Annotated in this window: 14 protein-coding genes; 2 read left to right on the forward strand and 12 right to left on the reverse strand. The window is 71.0% G+C overall.

Annotated features, from left to right (window positions below):
* Positions 1-86: 86 nt before the first annotated feature.
* The 7 genes from ACZ4M3_RS29245 to ACZ4M3_RS29275 all read right to left on the reverse strand — a co-directional run bounded on the left by ACZ4M3_RS29245 (position 87) and on the right by ACZ4M3_RS29275 (position 7,496).
* A complete protein-coding gene (locus ACZ4M3_RS29245; RefSeq protein WP_467737653.1) occupies positions 87-461 on the reverse strand; it encodes a hypothetical protein in 375 nt (124 codons plus the stop codon).
* On the reverse strand, positions 454-1,809 hold the full coding sequence (locus ACZ4M3_RS29250; protein WP_467737655.1) for a serine/threonine-protein kinase: 1,356 nt from the start codon (positions 1,807-1,809) through the stop codon (positions 454-456). Before ACZ4M3_RS29250 ends, ACZ4M3_RS29245 begins: the two co-directional genes overlap by 8 nt.
* 475 nt (positions 1,810-2,284) lie before the next feature.
* Complete coding sequence (dmpI, locus tag ACZ4M3_RS29255; protein WP_361127287.1) at positions 2,285-2,467, reverse strand: 4-oxalocrotonate tautomerase DmpI; 183 nt, start codon at positions 2,465-2,467, stop codon at positions 2,285-2,287.
* A 115-nt stretch (positions 2,468-2,582) separates the two neighbouring features.
* On the reverse strand, positions 2,583-3,473 hold the full coding sequence (locus ACZ4M3_RS29260) for a LysR family transcriptional regulator (RefSeq protein WP_467737657.1): 891 nt from the start codon (positions 3,471-3,473) through the stop codon (positions 2,583-2,585).
* Positions 3,474-3,548: 75 nt separating this feature from the next.
* On the reverse strand, positions 3,549-5,879 hold the full coding sequence (locus tag ACZ4M3_RS29265) for an Orn/Lys/Arg family decarboxylase (protein WP_467737659.1): 2,331 nt from the start codon (positions 5,877-5,879) through the stop codon (positions 3,549-3,551).
* A gap of 504 nt (positions 5,880-6,383) precedes the next feature.
* Positions 6,384-6,725: a transposase gene (locus ACZ4M3_RS29270; protein WP_467737661.1), complete on the reverse strand. Its 342-nt coding sequence runs from the start codon at positions 6,723-6,725 to the stop codon at positions 6,384-6,386.
* A gap of 429 nt (positions 6,726-7,154) precedes the next feature.
* On the reverse strand, positions 7,155-7,496 hold the full coding sequence (locus ACZ4M3_RS29275; RefSeq protein ID WP_467737663.1) for a HopJ type III effector protein: 342 nt from the start codon (positions 7,494-7,496) through the stop codon (positions 7,155-7,157).
* A gap of 446 nt (positions 7,497-7,942) precedes the next feature.
* Here ACZ4M3_RS29275 and uvrA point away from each other — a divergent pair, with 446 nt between their 5' ends.
* Positions 7,943-10,411, forward strand: a complete 2,469-nt coding sequence (gene uvrA / locus ACZ4M3_RS29280; RefSeq protein ID WP_467737665.1) for an excinuclease ABC subunit UvrA — start codon at positions 7,943-7,945, stop codon at positions 10,409-10,411.
* Positions 10,412-10,707: 296 nt separating this feature from the next.
* On the opposite strand, the gene ACZ4M3_RS29285 is transcribed toward uvrA, so the two are convergent.
* From ACZ4M3_RS29285 to ACZ4M3_RS29295, 3 genes are all read right to left on the reverse strand, one after another.
* Positions 10,708-11,073, reverse strand: a complete 366-nt coding sequence (locus tag ACZ4M3_RS29285) for a hypothetical protein (protein WP_467737667.1) — start codon at positions 11,071-11,073, stop codon at positions 10,708-10,710.
* Between the two features lie 357 nt (positions 11,074-11,430).
* Positions 11,431-12,828 carry a GntT/GntP/DsdX family permease gene (locus ACZ4M3_RS29290; RefSeq protein ID WP_467737669.1) on the reverse strand — a complete coding sequence of 466 codons (1,398 nt, stop codon included), beginning with the start codon at positions 12,826-12,828 and terminating at the stop codon, positions 11,431-11,433.
* Between the two features lie 10 nt (positions 12,829-12,838).
* Positions 12,839-13,387 (reverse strand): gluconokinase, encoded by a 549-nt coding sequence (locus ACZ4M3_RS29295; protein ID WP_467737671.1) that lies wholly within the window; start codon positions 13,385-13,387, stop codon positions 12,839-12,841.
* Between the two features lie 133 nt (positions 13,388-13,520).
* Between ACZ4M3_RS29295 and ACZ4M3_RS29300 the strand changes: the two genes are divergently transcribed.
* Positions 13,521-14,249 carry a FadR/GntR family transcriptional regulator gene (locus ACZ4M3_RS29300; protein WP_467737673.1) on the forward strand — a complete coding sequence of 243 codons (729 nt, stop codon included), beginning with the start codon at positions 13,521-13,523 and terminating at the stop codon, positions 14,247-14,249.
* Between the two features lie 107 nt (positions 14,250-14,356).
* Here ACZ4M3_RS29300 and ACZ4M3_RS29305 read toward each other — a convergent pair whose 3' ends face one another.
* Positions 14,357-14,941 carry a cupin domain-containing protein gene (locus ACZ4M3_RS29305; RefSeq protein WP_467737675.1) on the reverse strand — a complete coding sequence of 195 codons (585 nt, stop codon included), beginning with the start codon at positions 14,939-14,941 and terminating at the stop codon, positions 14,357-14,359.
* Positions 14,942-15,494: 553 nt separating this feature from the next.
* Positions 15,495-16,664: an MFS transporter gene (locus ACZ4M3_RS29310; RefSeq protein ID WP_467737677.1), complete on the reverse strand. Its 1,170-nt coding sequence runs from the start codon at positions 16,662-16,664 to the stop codon at positions 15,495-15,497.
* Positions 16,665-16,983: the final 319 nt, after the last annotated feature.

Below are 16,983 nucleotides of genomic sequence, written 5' to 3' on the forward strand. Positions count from 1 at the left end.
AGCACGGGAGCCGGTACGGGCGCACGCGGCGCGGGGAGGTGAACGCGCGCGGGACGGCGACCGGCCAGTCTCGGCGCGGTGCGCCCTCAGTTCCGCCGGTTCCGTACCGCCAGCACCGCGCTCACCAGCCCGGCCATTCCACCGCCGATCAGCGGCGCGGCCTGCCCCGAGGCCTTGTGGTCCACTGCGTAGAAGCCGAGCCAGACGAAGGCCACGCCGAACCCCACGACGATCGCGTACTCCAGCAGCCGGAAGCCGTAGCCCGTCCACTGGTCCAGGCGCTCCTGCCGCAACTGGCGTTCCACCAGCGCGCGCCGCCACGCGAGGTGGTCCGGTTCGATCTCCTTCCACTTCGACGCCTCATCCGCGTGGGGGAAGGAGGGTATGGCACTCGGGGCCGACGCCGCGGGTGAGGCCGCAGCGGGTACCGGTATCGGGGCGGCGGGGTCCTGCTCAGGCATCGGTGCCCCCGTTCCCGTTCCCGTTCGGGCGGGGCGAGGCGGCTGCCAGCCGCTGGTCGACCCGCAACAAGGACTCGTCCACGGCCCGCTCGGCCGCCTCGCGGCGGGCGGCGAACTCCTGCTGCGACCACCGCGGCGGCGGTACCAGCGACAGCCGCGACCGTAAGGGGTACCGCGCGCCCCCCAGCCGTACGGTGGCCCGTACTTGGAGCCCGAGGACGAGCAGCCCGAGCGCGAATGCCATCCACGACAGCACGGTCGGCCAGAAGGGAGCCGCTGCGACGGAGCCGGCGTACTCCAGCACCGGGCGCGCCGACAGGACGCACACCACGATCAGGGACAGCAGCAGCGCGGCCGTCACGATCAGCGTGCTGTTGTCGCCGGGTGCCGTGATGCGGGGAGGGTGTTCGGCGTTGGGGGCCGGCGCGGGCTCGGGCATGGCTTGCGCGGGGACGAGGTCGTAATCGTGGTCGTGGTCGTGGTCGTGATCGGGGGCCGCGGTCACGGGCGCCGGCCGGGCTTGTGGCGGGGCGTCCTCGCCGACGGGCCCAGAGCGGTTCAGGATCCTCCAGGCCTGGGGGATCGTGAGGCGGGCCGCGGGGTCCTTCCGCAGGAGCCCTTCGATCAGCGGTTCCAGTGACCGGGCGCGCCCCATCGGCGGGGGCGGCTGGTTCAGGATGGCGGCCAGGGTGGCTTCGGGAGAGTAATGGAGGAACGGCGAGATCCCCTCGACTGCCTCGTACAGCGTGACCCCGAGGGCGTACAGGTCGCTCGCCGGCTGTTGCGCGAGTCCCTGGATCCGCTCCGGCGCGAGGTAGTCCACCCGGCGGATGAGCCCGCTGAGTCCGGGCGGTTCGTCGTCCCCGTAGTCCCCGAGGTGGACGGCGGTCCCCGGGTAGATGATCAGCGCCACTCGGTCGCCGTCCATCATCACATTGTCGGGACGCACCGCGCCGTGCACGATCATCGCCTTGTGTACCTCATGCAGCGCGGTCAGCAGGGCGGTGGCGACGTGTGCGGCCTCCGGCGTGCTCAGCGGCCCCTGCTCCTGGAGGCGCCCCGCCAGCGATTGCCCTTCGGCGAACTCCATGACGGTCCAGAGGCTGGGGCCGTCGACCACCAGGTCGTGGACGGCCACCAGGTTCGGATGCCGGGGCAGTCCTGCCGTCCGACGTACCTGCCGTTCCGTGCGCCGCAGCCAGTTCCCGCGCGCGGCGTCCGTCAGCGTCCAGGGCGAGCGTAGTTCCTTGGCCACCACGCGCGTGCCGAGGAGCTCGTCGTACGCCTCCCAGGTCCGCCCGGATCGGCGGGAACCCAGCGGGCGCACGAGCCGGTAGCGACCCCCCAATACGGGCCCTGCTCCTTCTGCGCCGGCCATGCTCCCCCACTCGGTCCCACCCCTGCGGATGCACGTAGCGTACGGAATCCCAGAGGGGTGCGTGAGGCCATCGACCGAATCCGTGGACAGTGATCGACCCCTGCTGCCCAAGGCCGAGCGTCGAGCCCGGCGCCCCGGGCGTACGCGGCATCCGGACCGGTTGGTGTTCCAGGGCATCCTGTTCGCCAAGCTCCGCAGCGCGAACGCTTGGAAACTGGCGGTGGTGAGTACCCGACCACTCGCCGACGCAGCTCTGGCGCGCGAACCATGACGCCGGTCCGCTGAAAGGCCCGTCCGCGAGGATGAGCCTCCGACGGCGCAGGCCCTGTCGGCGGTCGGAAGACGCCTGGCCACGTGGCGCTCCCGCCGAGGGTGCGGCGGACTCGATGGGCGCGGTACCCGTCGATGCCCACCGCATCTTCCAACGCCCCGTACGGGCGGCGTGCTACTTGTCGGCGGTGAGCGTGCCGGCGGCGCCCCAGCTGTCCGTCGGGACCTCGTGAATCCACACCTGGACCGTCTCGGCCGGGATCTTGTACGCGTCGACGAAGGCGTCCGTGATCTGCTTGACGAGCTCTCGCTTCAGCTGGACGTCGCGCGGACCCTGTTGGACGGTGACGATGGGCATGGTGTAACTCCTCTTCCAGCGGCGGCTTCCCGGCCTTTCCGGGTCGCTCACCGGCGTGACCCCAGTCCATCCGATCGGTGTCGTCCGACCAAGGAGCAGACTGCGACCGCAACGATCAGTGTTCGTGATCGCTGCTGTTGGGGAGGGGTGCGAGCGTCTTCAGGAGCGCTTGCAGACCGGCCGAGGGGGTACCGCGGCGGACGGCGAGGCCGATGGGCAGGGCCAGGGCGGGGGCCCGGAACGGGCGGAAGGCGATCCGAGGATTGAGCAGTACCCGTGCGTGAGCCGCGTACACCACGGTCCACATCGGTATGGAGCCGGAACCGATGGTGGCGAGGGTGTCCTGTAGCGATCCGCTGACCGGACCGGGCGCCGGCTCGAAGCCGGCCGAGTGGCAGGCTTCGACGACCAGGTCGACCAAGGCCGGGTTGGTGCGGCGGGCCGTCATGCAAAGCTGTAGGCCGGCCAGGTCGGTGATGGACACTTCCGTCTCGCGGGCCAGTGGATGGACCGCCGGCAGGGCTGCTACCAGGGGGTCGTTCCCCAGGTGCAGGATGCGCACTCCCGGGGCGGGCTCCAGGGAACGCACGAAGGCGGCGTCGAGGCGGCCGTCCGCGACCTGTTCCAAGCGGTCGCGGAACGCGGCCGAAACCAGCTGTACCGCGGTGTCGGGGGCAACGACGGCCAGGTCGCCGAGCAGCCGGTCCAGGTGCTCACCGAGGCCGGTGCTGGTCCCGAGGCGCAGGCTGGTCCGTTCCCGCACGGTGGCCCTGGCGCGTTCGGCGGCGGCGAGCACGGCCCGTGCCTCGGGCAGCAGCCGCTCTCCCGCACCGGTGAGCCGCACGTGGCGCGGCGAGCGGTCGAAGAGGGTGGTTCCCAACGACCTTTCCAGCCTTTGCACTTGCTGGCTGACCGCTGACTGGACGATGTGCAGTCGGTCGGCGGCACGGCCGAAGTGCAGTTCCTCGGCGACGGTGACGAAGTAGCTCAGCTGCCGCAGTTCCATCTCCCGACTGTATCCGCCGGCCCCCGCCGATGCGCCGTCGCCGAACTGCGCCGGCTTCCCCGGCACTGTCTGCTCCTATCGCGCGTTCGGCCGGACGCATTCGATGAGGTAGTCGCCGGTTTCCGGATCGATGGTGACGCCGTGCGCTTCGCTGTGGAAGCCGGGGAAGAGCCGGTCGAACGCCTCAAGGGCGCCCAGGTAGCGCAAGAGCGGCCCCTCCTGGGTACCGATGGCTTCGCCGGGCATGAGGACCGGAATGCCGGGGGGCGTGACGGTGACCATCGCGGCCGCGATGTGGCCCGCGGCGTCCGCGAGCCGCACCCGCCGGGTGCCTTCGCGGATGAGCTGCTGGTAGCAGTGCTGTGGTGGCGCGACGGGTTGCGGCAGTTGCCGGAAGGCGGTGTCCAAGGCGTTGATGAGATCGGCCCGGGTGAGGTGCTCGTGCATCTCTTGGCACAGGGCGCGCAAGGTGAGTTTGGCGTAGCGGCGAGGGAACTGCGCGCTCAGCTCGGGCAGGACGCGGTGCACCGGCACGTCGCTGTCGTAAAGGGCTTTGAAGTCCATGAGCGCGTCCATCAGGGTCCCCCACTTGCCCTTGGTGATGCCCATGGAGAACAGGACGAGCGTGCTGTAGGTGTCGGTCTTCTCCACGACGATCCCGCGGGTGGCGAGGTAGGCGGTCAGGATCCGCGCGGGGATGCCCCACTCACCCGTTTCGCCGGTCGCGGTGACGCCGGGGCAGGTGAGGGTCACCTTGACCGGGTCGAGCAGGCAGTAGCCCTCGCTCAGGTCGGAGAACCCGTGCCAGGCTGCGCCGGGCTTGAGCTGCCAGCAGCCGGGCTCGCGGGTCAGCAGAGCGGGTGGCGCGTCGGCGAACGCCATGCGTTCGCCCGTGGCGGGATCGGTGACGGTCTCGGGCTGCCAGATGCCGAAGAACCAGTCCGGCCGGTCCCCGGCCGCGGCGATACGGCGGCCGGTACGCACGACGGCCTGGCGGAAGCGGACCGCCTCGGTGATGGCCTCCTCGATCAGCCATTCGCCCTGCGGGCCGTCCATCATGGCGGTCGCCACGTCCAGCGACGCGATCGCCGGATACAGCGGCGAGGTCGTGCCGTGCATCATGAACGCCTCGTTGAACCGCTCGTGCGCGACCGGTGCGCGGGGTGCGGACTTCACGTGCACCATGGCCGTCTGGGAGAGCGCCGCCAGCAGCTTGTGCGTCGACTGCGTGGCGAAGACCGTGGGGCGCAGCGGCCCCTCGAAGGTGTCGGGCCCCACGGCCATCCCGTAACGGCCGGCATAGAGGGGGTGGAAGCGTGCGTAGGCGAACCACGCTTCGTCGAAGTGCAGACGGGGTGTGCTGGGGGCGAGGGCGTGGGCGACCTGCACGGCGTCGTAGCACAGGCCGTCGTACGTCGAGTTGGTCAGCACGGCGTACGTGGCCTCGGGCGAAACCGCGTGCTCGGTCAGCGGGTTCGCCGCGATTCGGGCGCGTACCGCCGAGGGGCTGATCTCGGTCGGTGGCAGCGGACCGGCCAAGCCGTAGCCGTTGCGGGTCGGAACCAAGTACACCGGCCGGGCGCCGGAGATGACGAGCCCGTGCAGCACCGACTTGTGGCAGTTGCGGTCCACCACGGCGATCTCGTCGCGGGTCACGCTGTAGTGGCCCACCATGCGGTCGGCGGTGGAATCGCCGTGCAGGACGAAGTACGTACGGTCTGCGCCGAAGACCCGGGCTGCATTGCGCTCGGCCTCCCCGATGGGACCACTGTGTTCGAAGAGCGAACCGAGCTCACCCACGGAGATCGACAGGTCGCTGCGGAAGAGCCGCTCGCCGTAGTAGTCGAAGAAGGCCCGCCCGGCCGCCGACTTCAAGAACGCCACGCCGCCCGCGTGGGCGGGCGTATGCCAGGAGTACTCGTGCGCGTCGTCGAACTTGCGCAGCGCCTTGAAGAACGGCGGCAGCACGTCCTTGCGGTAACCGCGTGCCGCGGCGGTGACGCGCCCGGCGATGAAGGCGGGAGTGTCCTCCAGGGCCCAGATGTAGCCGATGACCGCCTCCGACACCCAAAGGGGCAGCCGTTCGAGATCGTGCTCCGATTCGTCCGACATCACGAGGAACACGGGGAGGTTCTTGAAGCGCCGCTCGATGTGCCGCAGCACCGCGCCGCTGCCGCCCTCCGCCGCCGGGGCGTCCGTAGGGGGCTGGAGATCCCAGGCGACCAGCGCCGCCGAAAGCCCCGTCTCGGTGTGCATCACGGCACGGGCTTCCCGCGCATCGCGGGCCCACCGCACGGTGAGACCCCGATTCTCCAGTTCCTTCCCGATCCGTCGCAGCTGCTCACCGTCGGCGCCGCCGCCCAGCGGGTTCTCCCGCAGTGCCAGCAGGACCACACCGTCCGTCATGTCATCCGCCTCACGCCGTCGCCCGAAGTGCTCGCCGAACAGTCTTCAACCAGTCCGCCGCAGCCGTGCGGTTCTCGGCCTTCGTTCACCCTCAAGAGGGCGGCAGCCCGTGACGGCACGCCTTCGGTACGTGCCCGGGGTAGCAGCTGTCGCTGACCGCCCGTGAGGCGGTGGCCGAGGTCCTGGCGGAACCTCGCGGGGGTGAGGAAGGGCCACCGGATGGTGTGGCCGGCGAGCGACCGGCGCGGGTTGGGGGTGCGGTGCCCGGTTCGGTGGTGCCGATGTGGCGCGAGGGCCTCACCGCCTCGGTGCTGTCGCCGGACTACCAGCGGCTCATGAACGCTCTGGCGGGTCGGGGTGGGGCGGGTGCCGTGGCGATGGACTGTCGGGAACTCGCGGTGTTGGTAGGGCTGGAGCCTGTGCCCGTGAAGGTGGAGGGCGTGCGGTCGAAGGTCAAGCGCCTGGCCGTGCGCGGCTGGCTGGCAGAAGTGCGTCCGGGAGTGTTCAGTGCCGTCGCCGGGCGAGGCGGCGGCTCTTGACCATGCTCATCGACCACATGATCGTCACCTCGGCGCCGTCGGTGCGGGCTTCGTAGTCGCGGACCAGGCGGCGTGAGCGCCTCAACCACGCGAACGTTCGCTCCACCAGCCATCTTTTCGGCAGCACGACGAAGCCGGTGGTGTCGTCGCTGCGTTTGACCACCGTCAGCGCGACCCTTGGCCCAGCAGCGTGTTGCCGGAGGCAACCCGACTGACTTCCGGCCGACCGCCGGACGACCCGGCACCCATCGGCCGGCGAGCTGAGCGCGTCACCAACATCACCGGCGCCCCGCCACAGGACGGGCAAGCACTGCGCGCCCGCCCGTGAGGAGGGGCCGACGCCACGAGGCTGGGGGCCGGCCGTTATGGATGCGATGGCCGGCAGATGCTGAGCGGCCTGAGGTCAGCCATCTGCTGTCCCGGCGGTATCTGCCTGAGCAAGTGCCGCAGGCGGACCGCAGCCGGCGGGGGATGCCCGCGGGGCCGCTGCGGCGGCATCTCGGCGAAGCGGCCCGTCAGCCCGGTCCGACGGACGTACTCGTCCAGCGGCTCACCGGGGTGGACGGGCTCCGTGCGTGAGCCCGAGACCCTCTTCGCGGACGGACTTCTTCGCGGACGGGCAGACGTAGGTGACCCGCCTGCGTGAGGAGGCAGGCCGCAATGCGCGAGCAGCTCGTCGTAGCCCGGACGCCCCCCGAGAAGGCCGGACCTGCCCTGCTGCCGGTGCCGTCGTCGTTCAGCTCTTGTGGGCCAGCGGTTGCCCGGTGAAGCTCACCTGTGCCAGGCCATGGGCCATGAGGTTGCGGATGTTGCCGTGATCGGTGTCGTCCGGCGTCGCCTGCACGCTGCGATAGTGCTCACCGAATGCCGGCAGCGCCTCCTGGTCGCCCAGCCCTTCCAGTAGGGCCAGCCCCAGCGTCTTGCAGGAACCCTCGTTCTCACCTGCGGCATTCTCCAGCTCGCCGTTGCGGAACGCCTGCGGCTGGTACGCGTAATGCGCGGCGGCGAAGGCCCGGGTGTCGGCGAACTCGTGCTCACCCGACGCAAGGCTTGCCCGCAGGGCGTTCAGATCAGTCATGGCGGTTCCCCGGGGGCGAACGGACGACCGATTGCCGTCCGTGACCGGACGACGACAACCCCGCAAGGCCGGCCGGTAAGGAGCGGCATCTTCGCAGGTCACGATGTGCGACTGGGCGATCCGCTGAGAGCCGGTTCCGGTCCGGGCGATCGGCCGCGAGGGCGATGCCGGTCAGCGGGTTGTTGCCGTTCCCGTCCTGTGTCGCAGGGCGGCTCGGTCGCGGGTGTGGCAAGGCGGCGTCGGGCGGGGCGCATGTTCGCGCCCTGGGGCTGAGCCGCCGGGGTGAGTGCGCCACCGGGAGGCGAGCCACCGCGTTCACCGAAGGGGGTCGGATCGAATGTTCCCCGGGAGCGGCTCATACCGGGACTCTCCGGATTCTCGTGTGAGCGGGGTCCGGTGACGGCGCCTGTCGCGCGGTTTCCGGCGCGATCAGGTAATCAGGAACGGTGAACAAGGACGCGAGCGACCCCTTCGTGCATGTCCGGGGCGCCAGTGAGAACAACCTGCGGAACATCGATGTCGACGTTCCGCGGGACGCGATGGTCGCCTTCACCGGCGTCTCCGGTTCGGGCAAGTCCTCGCTCGCGTTCGGCACGCTCTACGCGGAAGCCCAGCGGCGCTACTTCGAGTCCGTAGCGCCGTACGCCCGAAGGCTGTTGCAACAGGTCGGCGCGCCGCACGTGCAGGAGATCACCGGACTGCCACCCGCCGTGGCCCTGCAGCAGCGACGTGGGTCGCCCAGCTCGCGCTCGACGGTCGGCACCATCACCACGCTGTCCAATCTGCTGCGCATGCTGTACTCGCGCGCCGGCACCTATCCGCCCCGGGCCGGACGGCTGGAAGCCGAGTCGTTCTCACCGAACACCGCGGCCGGCGCCTGCCCGGAGTGCCACGGACTGGGCGTCGTGCACGACGTCGCCGAGGACCTGCTCGTCCCGGACCCCTCGCTGAGCATCCGCGAGGGGGCCATCGCCGCCTGGCCGGGCGCCTGGCAGGGCGCCAACCTGCGCAGTGTCGTGAGCGGCCTGGGGATCGACGTCGACCGACCGTGGCGCAGGCTCAGGAAGAAGGACCGGGACTGGCTGCTGTACACGGACGAGCAGCCCTCCGTGTACGTCGAGCCGGAGGAGGACCGCGTCGACTACGGCTACCAGGGCAAGTTCTGGAGCGCCCGCAAGCACGTCATGCACGTCCTCGCCGACTCCAAGAGCGAGAAGATGCGCGAACGGGCGCTCCGGTTCGTCAGGAGTGTGCCCTGCCCCGAGTGTCACGGCAGCGGACTGCGGCCCGAGGCGCTCGCCGTGACCTTCGTCGGACGTTCCATCGCCGAGATCAACGCGATGCCGCTCACCGGGGTCGTGGCGCTGCTGCGGCCCGTCGCGGGGCGGTCCGAGGCCGACGCCACCACGTCGACCGCCCGATCCGGGGAGACGACCGAGGTCGCGGTCCGGATCTGCGGCGATCTGGTCGCGCGGGTCGACGTACTGCTCGAGCTGGGCCTCGGATATCTCAGCCTCGGGCGCCGCTCCACGACCCTGTCGCCCGGCGAGGCACAACGCCTGCGGATCGCCACCCAGCTGCGCTCGGGGCTGTTCGGCGTCGTCTACGTCCTCGACGAACCCTCCGCGGGCCTGCACCCGGCCGACGCGGAACCGCTGCTGGACGTGCTGGACCGCCTCAAGGCGGCGGGCAATTCGCTGTTCGTCGTGGAGCACGACATGGACGTCGTACGGCGGGCGGACTGGGTGGTCGACATCGGCCCCGGCGCGGGCGAGGGCGGCGGACGCGTGCTGTACAGCGGCCCGGTAGCCGGTCTTGAGCGGGTCGGGGAGTCGGCCACGAGCCAGTACCTGTTCGGGCGCGCCCAGCCGCTCGATCACCGCCCGCGCACGCCGCACGGCTGGCTGCACCTGCGCGGCGTCTCCCGCCACAATCTGCACGACGTGTCCGTCGACGTACCGCTCTGCGTACTGACGGCGGTGACGGGCGTGTCCGGTTCCGGAAAGTCGACACTGGTGACGCAGGTGCTCGCCGAGGTCGTCCGCGGTCACCTCGGGCTCGTAACCGAGGAGCCCGACGAGGCGCAGCTGGAGGTCGACGTCCAGGACGCGTCGGGGGTCGAGTCGTTCGACCGGCTGGTCCTGGTCGACCAACGGCCCATCGGCCGAACTCCACGGTCCAACCTGGCCACGTATACGGGAATGTTCGACGCGGTGCGCAAGCTGTACGCGGCGACGGACGAGGCCAGGGCGCGCGGCTACTCGGCTGGGAGGTTCTCCTTCAACGTGCCCGAAGGGCGGTGTGAGACCTGCCAGGGCGAAGGGTTCGTCGCAGTGGAACTGCTGTTCCTGCCCGGCACCTACGCGCCGTGCCCGACCTGCCAGGGCGCCCGGTACAACGCCGAAACTCTGGAAGTCACCTACCGCGGCAAGAACATCGCGGAAGTGCTGGCGCTGTCCGTCGACGCTGCCGCCACGTTCCTGTCCGCCGTCCCGGCCGCCTCCCGCAGTCTGGAGACGTTGCGCGAGGTGGGACTGGGGTACCTGCGGCTGGGCCAGCCCGCGACGGAACTCAGCGGTGGTGAGGCGCAACGCATCAAACTGGCCACCGAACTGCAGCGAGCCCGCCGCGGGCACGCGCTCTACCTGCTCGACGAGCCGACGGCGGGGCTGCACCCCTCGGACATCGCGCTGCTGCTGCGACAGCTGCACCGGCTCGTCGACGCCGGCAACACGGTCGTCCTCGTCGAGCACGACCTGGACACGATCGCCACCGCCGACTGGGTCATCGACCTCGGGCCGGGCGGCGGCGACGCGGGCGGGCGGGTGGTCGCCGCGGGGCCGCCGGCGAAGGTGGCCAGGGCCCGCCGCAGCGCCACCGCACCCTATCTCGCGGCCCGGCTCGCGCGCTCCTGACGACGGCGCGGATGCGGACCGAGTTGCAAGCCGGAGGTGTGAACAACCTGAGCGCCAGTGGGCCCGGGTCCGAACAGTCAGTACCGCAGCTGCACTTCCACGTAGTTCCTTGCTGGTCGGACGACGCGTTCTCCACCTGGCCCACTCAACAGTCCCGTCACCGGACCGCCGATGACCCCGTCACACCGCTCGCCCACGCCCTGGCTGCCACTCACACGACGCGATCACACCACGGAAGTTGAGCCAGCACCCGTTCTCGTGGGCAAAGCCACGCTCGAGAGGTATCCCGTCTGGGCTCATTCCAGGCTGAGTTCGGGGACGCTGCGCATCTTGATGTCGGTGTGCCGGGGGATCTCCCGTAGAACGTCCCGGCCGTCCTCGGCGCGCAGGCCGGCCAGCGTCGTGACGACGATGCCGATCGCCCTGCAGATAGTCCTGATGGCGGCCCCGGCCGCATGCTGGTGGGCGCGGCAGACCGTGGAGCCGACGTTCAAGTCCCACGTGCTCGCTCCCTGCGCGTCGGCCAGGGACTGCTGCCGGGTGAGGACTTCGTGCCGGGTGCCGTTCCGCTGCCATCGGCGGAACAAGTCGTAGGCCCGGCCCCCCGGCCCGTACCCGACGGGTACGGGCCGCCACGGCAGACCGGTCAGGACCGGAACCATATGCCGTTGATCAACTGCCGCCGAGACCGGACAGGCGGCCGACCCGCTCGCGCACTGGCGTCTCTCCCTGCGGACGAGCGCGATCGGCTACTTCGCGGCGAGGCGATCCGGTCCGTGGGCGTCGGTGGGGTCGTCGGCTACAAGCACACCAGTGGCGAGTGGCCGCTTGCCTGTCAAGCCGAGACGGACCGCGTCCCGAGCCGGTCCACCGTGCGGTCCCTCCTCTCGCGCCTGCCCTACGTGGCGATGGCGCGGACGCCGCCGCCCTCTCCACCCCCGCCCGTAGAAGCCGGGCGCCCCCGGCCTTTGCTCAGCCGGCGGCGGGCGTAGGGAGGCGGCGCGTTCCGCGGGTCGGTCTTACAGGACCAGTGACAGCAGCAGGACGAAGCCCAGGCCGACCACCGAAATGATGGTCTCCATCACCGACCAGGTCTTGACGGTCTGTCCGACCGTCATCCCGAAGTACTCCTTGACCAGCCAGAACCCGGCGTCGTTGACGTGGCTGAAGAACAGCGATCCGGACCCGACCGCCAGCACCAGCAGGGCCGTCTGCGTGGTCGACATGCCCGCAGCCAGCGGAGCCACCAGCCCGGCCGCCGAGATCGTGGCGACCGTCGCCGAGCCCGTCGCGAGCCGGATGGCCACGGCGATCAGCCAGGCCAGCAGCAGGGCCGGTATCGACCAGTCCTTCGACAGGTCCAGGATCATCCGGCCGACGCCCGCGTCGATCAGGGTCTGCTTGAAACCCCCGCCCGCGCCCACGATCAGCAGGATGCCCGCGATCGGGGCCAGCGAGTTCTCCACCGTCGTCGAGATCCGCGCCTTGGTGAATCCGGCCGCCCGCCCGAGGGTGAACATGCCCACCAGCACCGCCGTGAGCAGGGCGATCAGCGGCGATCCCGCGACGTCCGTGACCCGCTGCAGCCCGCTCTCCGGATCATCGACAACGATGTCAACCAGCGCCTTGACCAGCATCAGCGCCACCGGCAGCAGCACCGTGAACACCGTCGCCCCGAACCGCGGGCGGTGCTCCAGCTCCGCCGAGGGTCGCTGCGGGGTCATGCGCTCGGGCGACGGAATGTCCACCCAGCGGGCCGCGTACCGGGAGAACAGCGGCCCGGCGATGATCACGGTCGGGATCGCCACCACCACGCCGAGCGCGAGCGTCACGCCGAGGTTCGCGTGCAGCGCGTCGATGGCGACGAGCGGGCCGGGGTGCGGGGGGATCAGGCCGTGCATCACGGACAGGCCGGCCAGGGCCGGGATGCCGATCCGCATGAGCGAGTAGTTGCCCCGCTTGGCCACCAGCAGCACCACCGGGATCAGCAGGACGATGCCGACCTCGAAGAAGAGCGGCAGCCCGATCACCGAGGCGATCAGCACCATGGCCCAGGGCATGGCCCGCCCCTTGGCCTTGGCGAGGATGGTGTCGACGATCTCGTCGGCACCACCGGAGTCGGCGAGCAGCCGGCCGAGGATCGCACCGAGCGCGATCAGTACGCCGACCCCGGCGACCGTGGCGCCGAGCCCGGCCGTGAAGCTGGCGATGGTCTTGTCCAGCGGGGCGCCCGCGAACACCCCGAGGGCGAGCGAGCCGACCGTCAGCGCCAGGAAGGCGTGCAGCTTGAGGCGGGTGATGAGCAGGACGATGACGGCGATGCCCGCGAGGACGGCCACGCCCAGCTGGGCGTCCCCGGCCGAGGTGATCGGTGCGGGCGCGGCCGCCGCCAGTATCTCGACGCTGAGACCTGTCACGGTGGGTTCCTTATCTTTCTCGGGAGGGAGCGGCCGGCCGGTCGGCACCGGGCAGCGCGGACAGCGCGGCCAGGGCCCGTTCGGTGATCTCCTCGGGTGATCCGGACACGTCGACGACGACGCCGAGTTCGTCCCGCTGGAGCGGTTCCAGCGTGGCGAACTGCGAGTCCAGCAGCGCGGGCGGCATGAAGTGGCCCGTACGCGCCGCCATGCGCCGCTCGATCAGCGGGCGCTCGCCGGTCAGGTGCACGAACACGGCATCGGGCGCGGCGGCGCGCAGTCGGTCGCGGTAGGCGCGCTTGAGGGCCGAGGAGGCCACCACCGCGCCCTGCCCCGGCGGCCGGGCGCCGATCCACGCGCCGATGGCGTCGAGCCAGGGCCGCCGGTCGGCGTCGTCCAGCGGGATGCCGGCGGACATCTTGGCGACATTGGCCGCCGGGTGGAACGCGTCGCCCTCCACGTACGGGAGGCCGAGCGCGTCCGCGAGCAGCCTGCCCACTGTCGTCTTGCCCGTGCCGGCCACGCCCATCACCACCATCACGCGCTGGGTGCCGCTCATGTCGTGCCTCGCTGTCTTCGTCGACATCGGTTCGTGCGCCCTCACTGAAACCTATTAAGTAGTACTTATTCAAGAGTCTGACGGCAAAAAATCACATCTTTTGTTGGGCAAGGGGCCACCGTACGCTTACGCCATGACCACCGAAGGCCAGGGACTCCACTCCCACGTGCTGGACACCCTCGGCCTCGCGATCACCGCCGGCGAGCACCCGCCAGGCAGCGTCCTTCGCACCGACGAGATCGCGGAGCGCTTCGACGCCTCGCGCACCGTGGTCCGTGAGGTCGTCCGCGTCCTGGAGTCCATGCAGCTGGTCGAGTCCCGCCGCCGCGTCGGCGTCACCGTACGCCCCGCCGAGGAGTGGAACGTCTACGACCCGCGCGTCATCCGCTGGCGCCTCGCCGGCGCCGACCGCCCCCGCCAGCTGCGCTCCCTGACCGTGCTGCGCTCCGCGATCGAGCCGGTCGCGGCCGGCCTCGCCGCCGCCCGCGCCACCCCCGGTCAGTGCGCCGCGCTCACCGAGGCCGCCCTCGGCATGGTCAGCACCTCGCGCGGCCACCAGCTGGAGGCGTACCTGCGCCACGACATCGACTTCCATCGGATCGTGCTCAACGCCTCCGGCAACGAGATGTTCGCCCGGCTGGGCGACGTCGTCGCCGAGGTCCTGACCGGCCGTACGCAGCACGCCGTGATGTTCCCGGACCCCGACCCGGCCGCCGTCACCCTCCACGTCCAGGTCGCCGAGGCCGTACGGGAGGGCGACGCGGCCCGCGCCGAGTCCCTGACGCGGCAGATCGCGGTGGGCGCCCTGGAGGAACTCGACGTCCTCGCCCCGGCGCCCATCTCCCCCACGACCAGCCCCTGAAGCGCGTTCGACCCGGCGTTTTCACGGCCGGTTGCCCACCTGAGCCGTCTCGAAGCCCGTGCGGTTTGCGGCGGCCCGGTGTCCTCGGCGCCGTACCCCGCCCGGCATTACCGCCGTGATCGACTCGCGCTACCGCCCCACGCGACTGCGCCCGCCTCGGCCAGGTCCTCGACGTAGCACTCCCAGCCGCCCGGGGAGGAGATCTGCAGGACGCGCGGGGGCGGGTCGGAGGCGCGCCGCAAGGCGTGCGGGACGCCCCGGGGCAGCAGGGCGAAGGTCCCTTGCGGCGCGGAGTGGGTGCGGTCGTCGAACTCGATGGCGAGGACTCCCTCGAGGACGTAGACGCACTCGTCGGCCCGGCGGTGGACGTGGCGCGGAATGTCCTTCGCCGGCGTCACTTCGAGGAGTGACAGCCGCCCCTCCGTGCCGGCCGTGGCGGCCTTGACGGCGAAGGCGGGTGGCAGCGGTACGCGGCCCGGCCGGACGGCACCGGGTTTCAGCAGGACGAAACGGTCCTCGTCCTGCGTCGCTCCGGCCTTGCGCGGCAACGCGGTGGTCACCCCCGGGTCCGGTGTCCGGGGGCTCGGGGAGCCGGCCATGGTCAGGAGGTGATCCGTGGGGCTGTAGTCGATCTCCCAGTCGATATAGACATCGCAGAATCCGTCCGCGATGTACCTAAGGCCGACGGCCACCCAACGGACCCGATCCATCCTCGCCGAGGGAGAAGGCAACTGCGGCCTCAATCTTGTCCCTTCCGCACGGACAGTAAGCCGGGCCGGACCTCTCGGTCTCCCAGTAGTCCTCCTCCCAGTAATCCTCGCTGTCTGCGACGAACGCACGGCTGCCGCAGCCAGAGCACTCCCGCTCCGCTCCACAGTCGTTCACCAGCACGAAGAACACCCGGCCGCCGCAACCTCCACAGCGGGAAGAAGCGATTCTCACCGGACGGTCATCGACAGCGCCCCGGAGAAACACCGCGAGCTCAGCAGGGACGCCCTCCCCAACCTGGTCATCAGCATGCACAAGCACATCGTCCCAGACGCCTAGAAACACCCTCCGATCGTCTAGGTATGCGGAGCGGCCGCCCGAACAGGCTGTGTTCGTTGAAGGTTCCGTCCCGGAGCATCGCGAAGAGGACGTCGGCTTCCACCGGGCACTGATCACCACGGCCTCCCTGCGGGTCATCCCGTTCCGGACGCGTTCTCGGACCGCGGCCCGCGCGGCCGAAGCACCCGGACCACCCCCTCAGCGGTAGCATGCCCGGCCCCCCGCCGCGGCCACCGTCAGTGGGACGGTCAGGAGCGCCGCCAGCCAGAACAGGGGGCGGTAGTCGTGCGCCTGGGCGGTGGAGGCCGCCAGCCCGGTGGCCACGGCGCTGCCCACGTAGAGGGCAAGGCCGAACATGGCCACGCCCGTTGCGCGGGCCGCCGGGGACAGGGCCGTCGCCCACGACTGGATCGTGGAGTGCATGAAGGACCAGCCGCCCCCGAGGAGCAGCCCGACCAGGACGAGCGCCCCGGTGGACTGGCTGTAGCCGGCGAGCAGGTACGCCGCAGCCATCTGCACGCCGCCGGCCACGATCAGGCCCACCGCCGACCACTGTCCGACGAGCCGCTTGACCACCTGCGCCGCCGCCATGGAACCGACCCCGTACACGGCCGCGACCGCGCCGGCCAGAGGGGTGGGAACTCCACGCGCCTCCAGGGCCGGGGCCAGGTAGGTCAGGAAGCCGAGGAGCACCGCCCCCTCCAGCATCGCCACCGCCATGACGTACCACTGCCACGGCGAGGACAGGACTACGCGGAAGGGCGCCAGCAGCGATCCGGAGGGGGCCCGTTCGGGCTCGGGCAGGCGGCGCAGGGCCACCGCCAGGTAGGCGGCGAGGAGGCCGGGCAGCGCGAACACCAGCCGCCACGTGAGGTAGTGCGCCAGCGCCCCGGCGACGACCGTGGCCACGGCGGTGCCCAGCGCGAACGCGGTCATCAGCTCGCTGAGGGGGCGCTGCCGTGTCGCGGCGGGCACCGTGTCGCCCACGTAAGTCAAGGAGGCGGCGATGGAGGCGGCGAAGAATGCGCCGGCCAGCGCGCGGGCCCCGATCAGCACGGGAGCGTTGGGAGCGAGGGCCGAGGCCAGGGCCGCCAATGCCGCGCCGGTGAGCGACACCCGCATCACCCACACTCGGCCCCATCGGTCGCTGGCCACCCCCCACACCGGCTGCATCAGCCCGTAGGCGAGGTAATAGCCGCTCGCGGCCAGCACCACGGTGGGAAGCGGGGCCCCGAGCCGGGGGCCGATGAGGACCAGCATGGGCGCGATGCAGAAGCGGTCGAAGTTGCTGACGAATCCAGCGGTGCGCAACAGCCGCAGGGAGGACGCGGGCAAGGTCGCCACCGGTGTCGACGCGGTGGTGGTCATGGGGGGACGCTCCCTTCCGAGAGGGTTCGACGAGAACCGGTGACAGGGACGGACCGATCCTGGGCGGATGCGGTCCGCCACCAGTTCAGCACCGGGCCCTTCGGGACGGAGACCGCCGACTATTACCATGACTCACAGCCTGCCGGTTCGGCATCGCGCCTGTTGACGGCAGCATCACCAGAGGGCGCCCGCGTTCGGGCGGACGCCCGCTGTCCGGAGAAGAGGCACCATGACGCGCGGCAGGCTGTCGCCCCTGGACACCTGCACCTCGCCTATTGCGGACCGCGGTTCCTCGCCAGCCGGGGCCGGCCGCCGGCGC

The organism is Streptomyces sp. NPDC026522 (assembly GCF_055567555.1).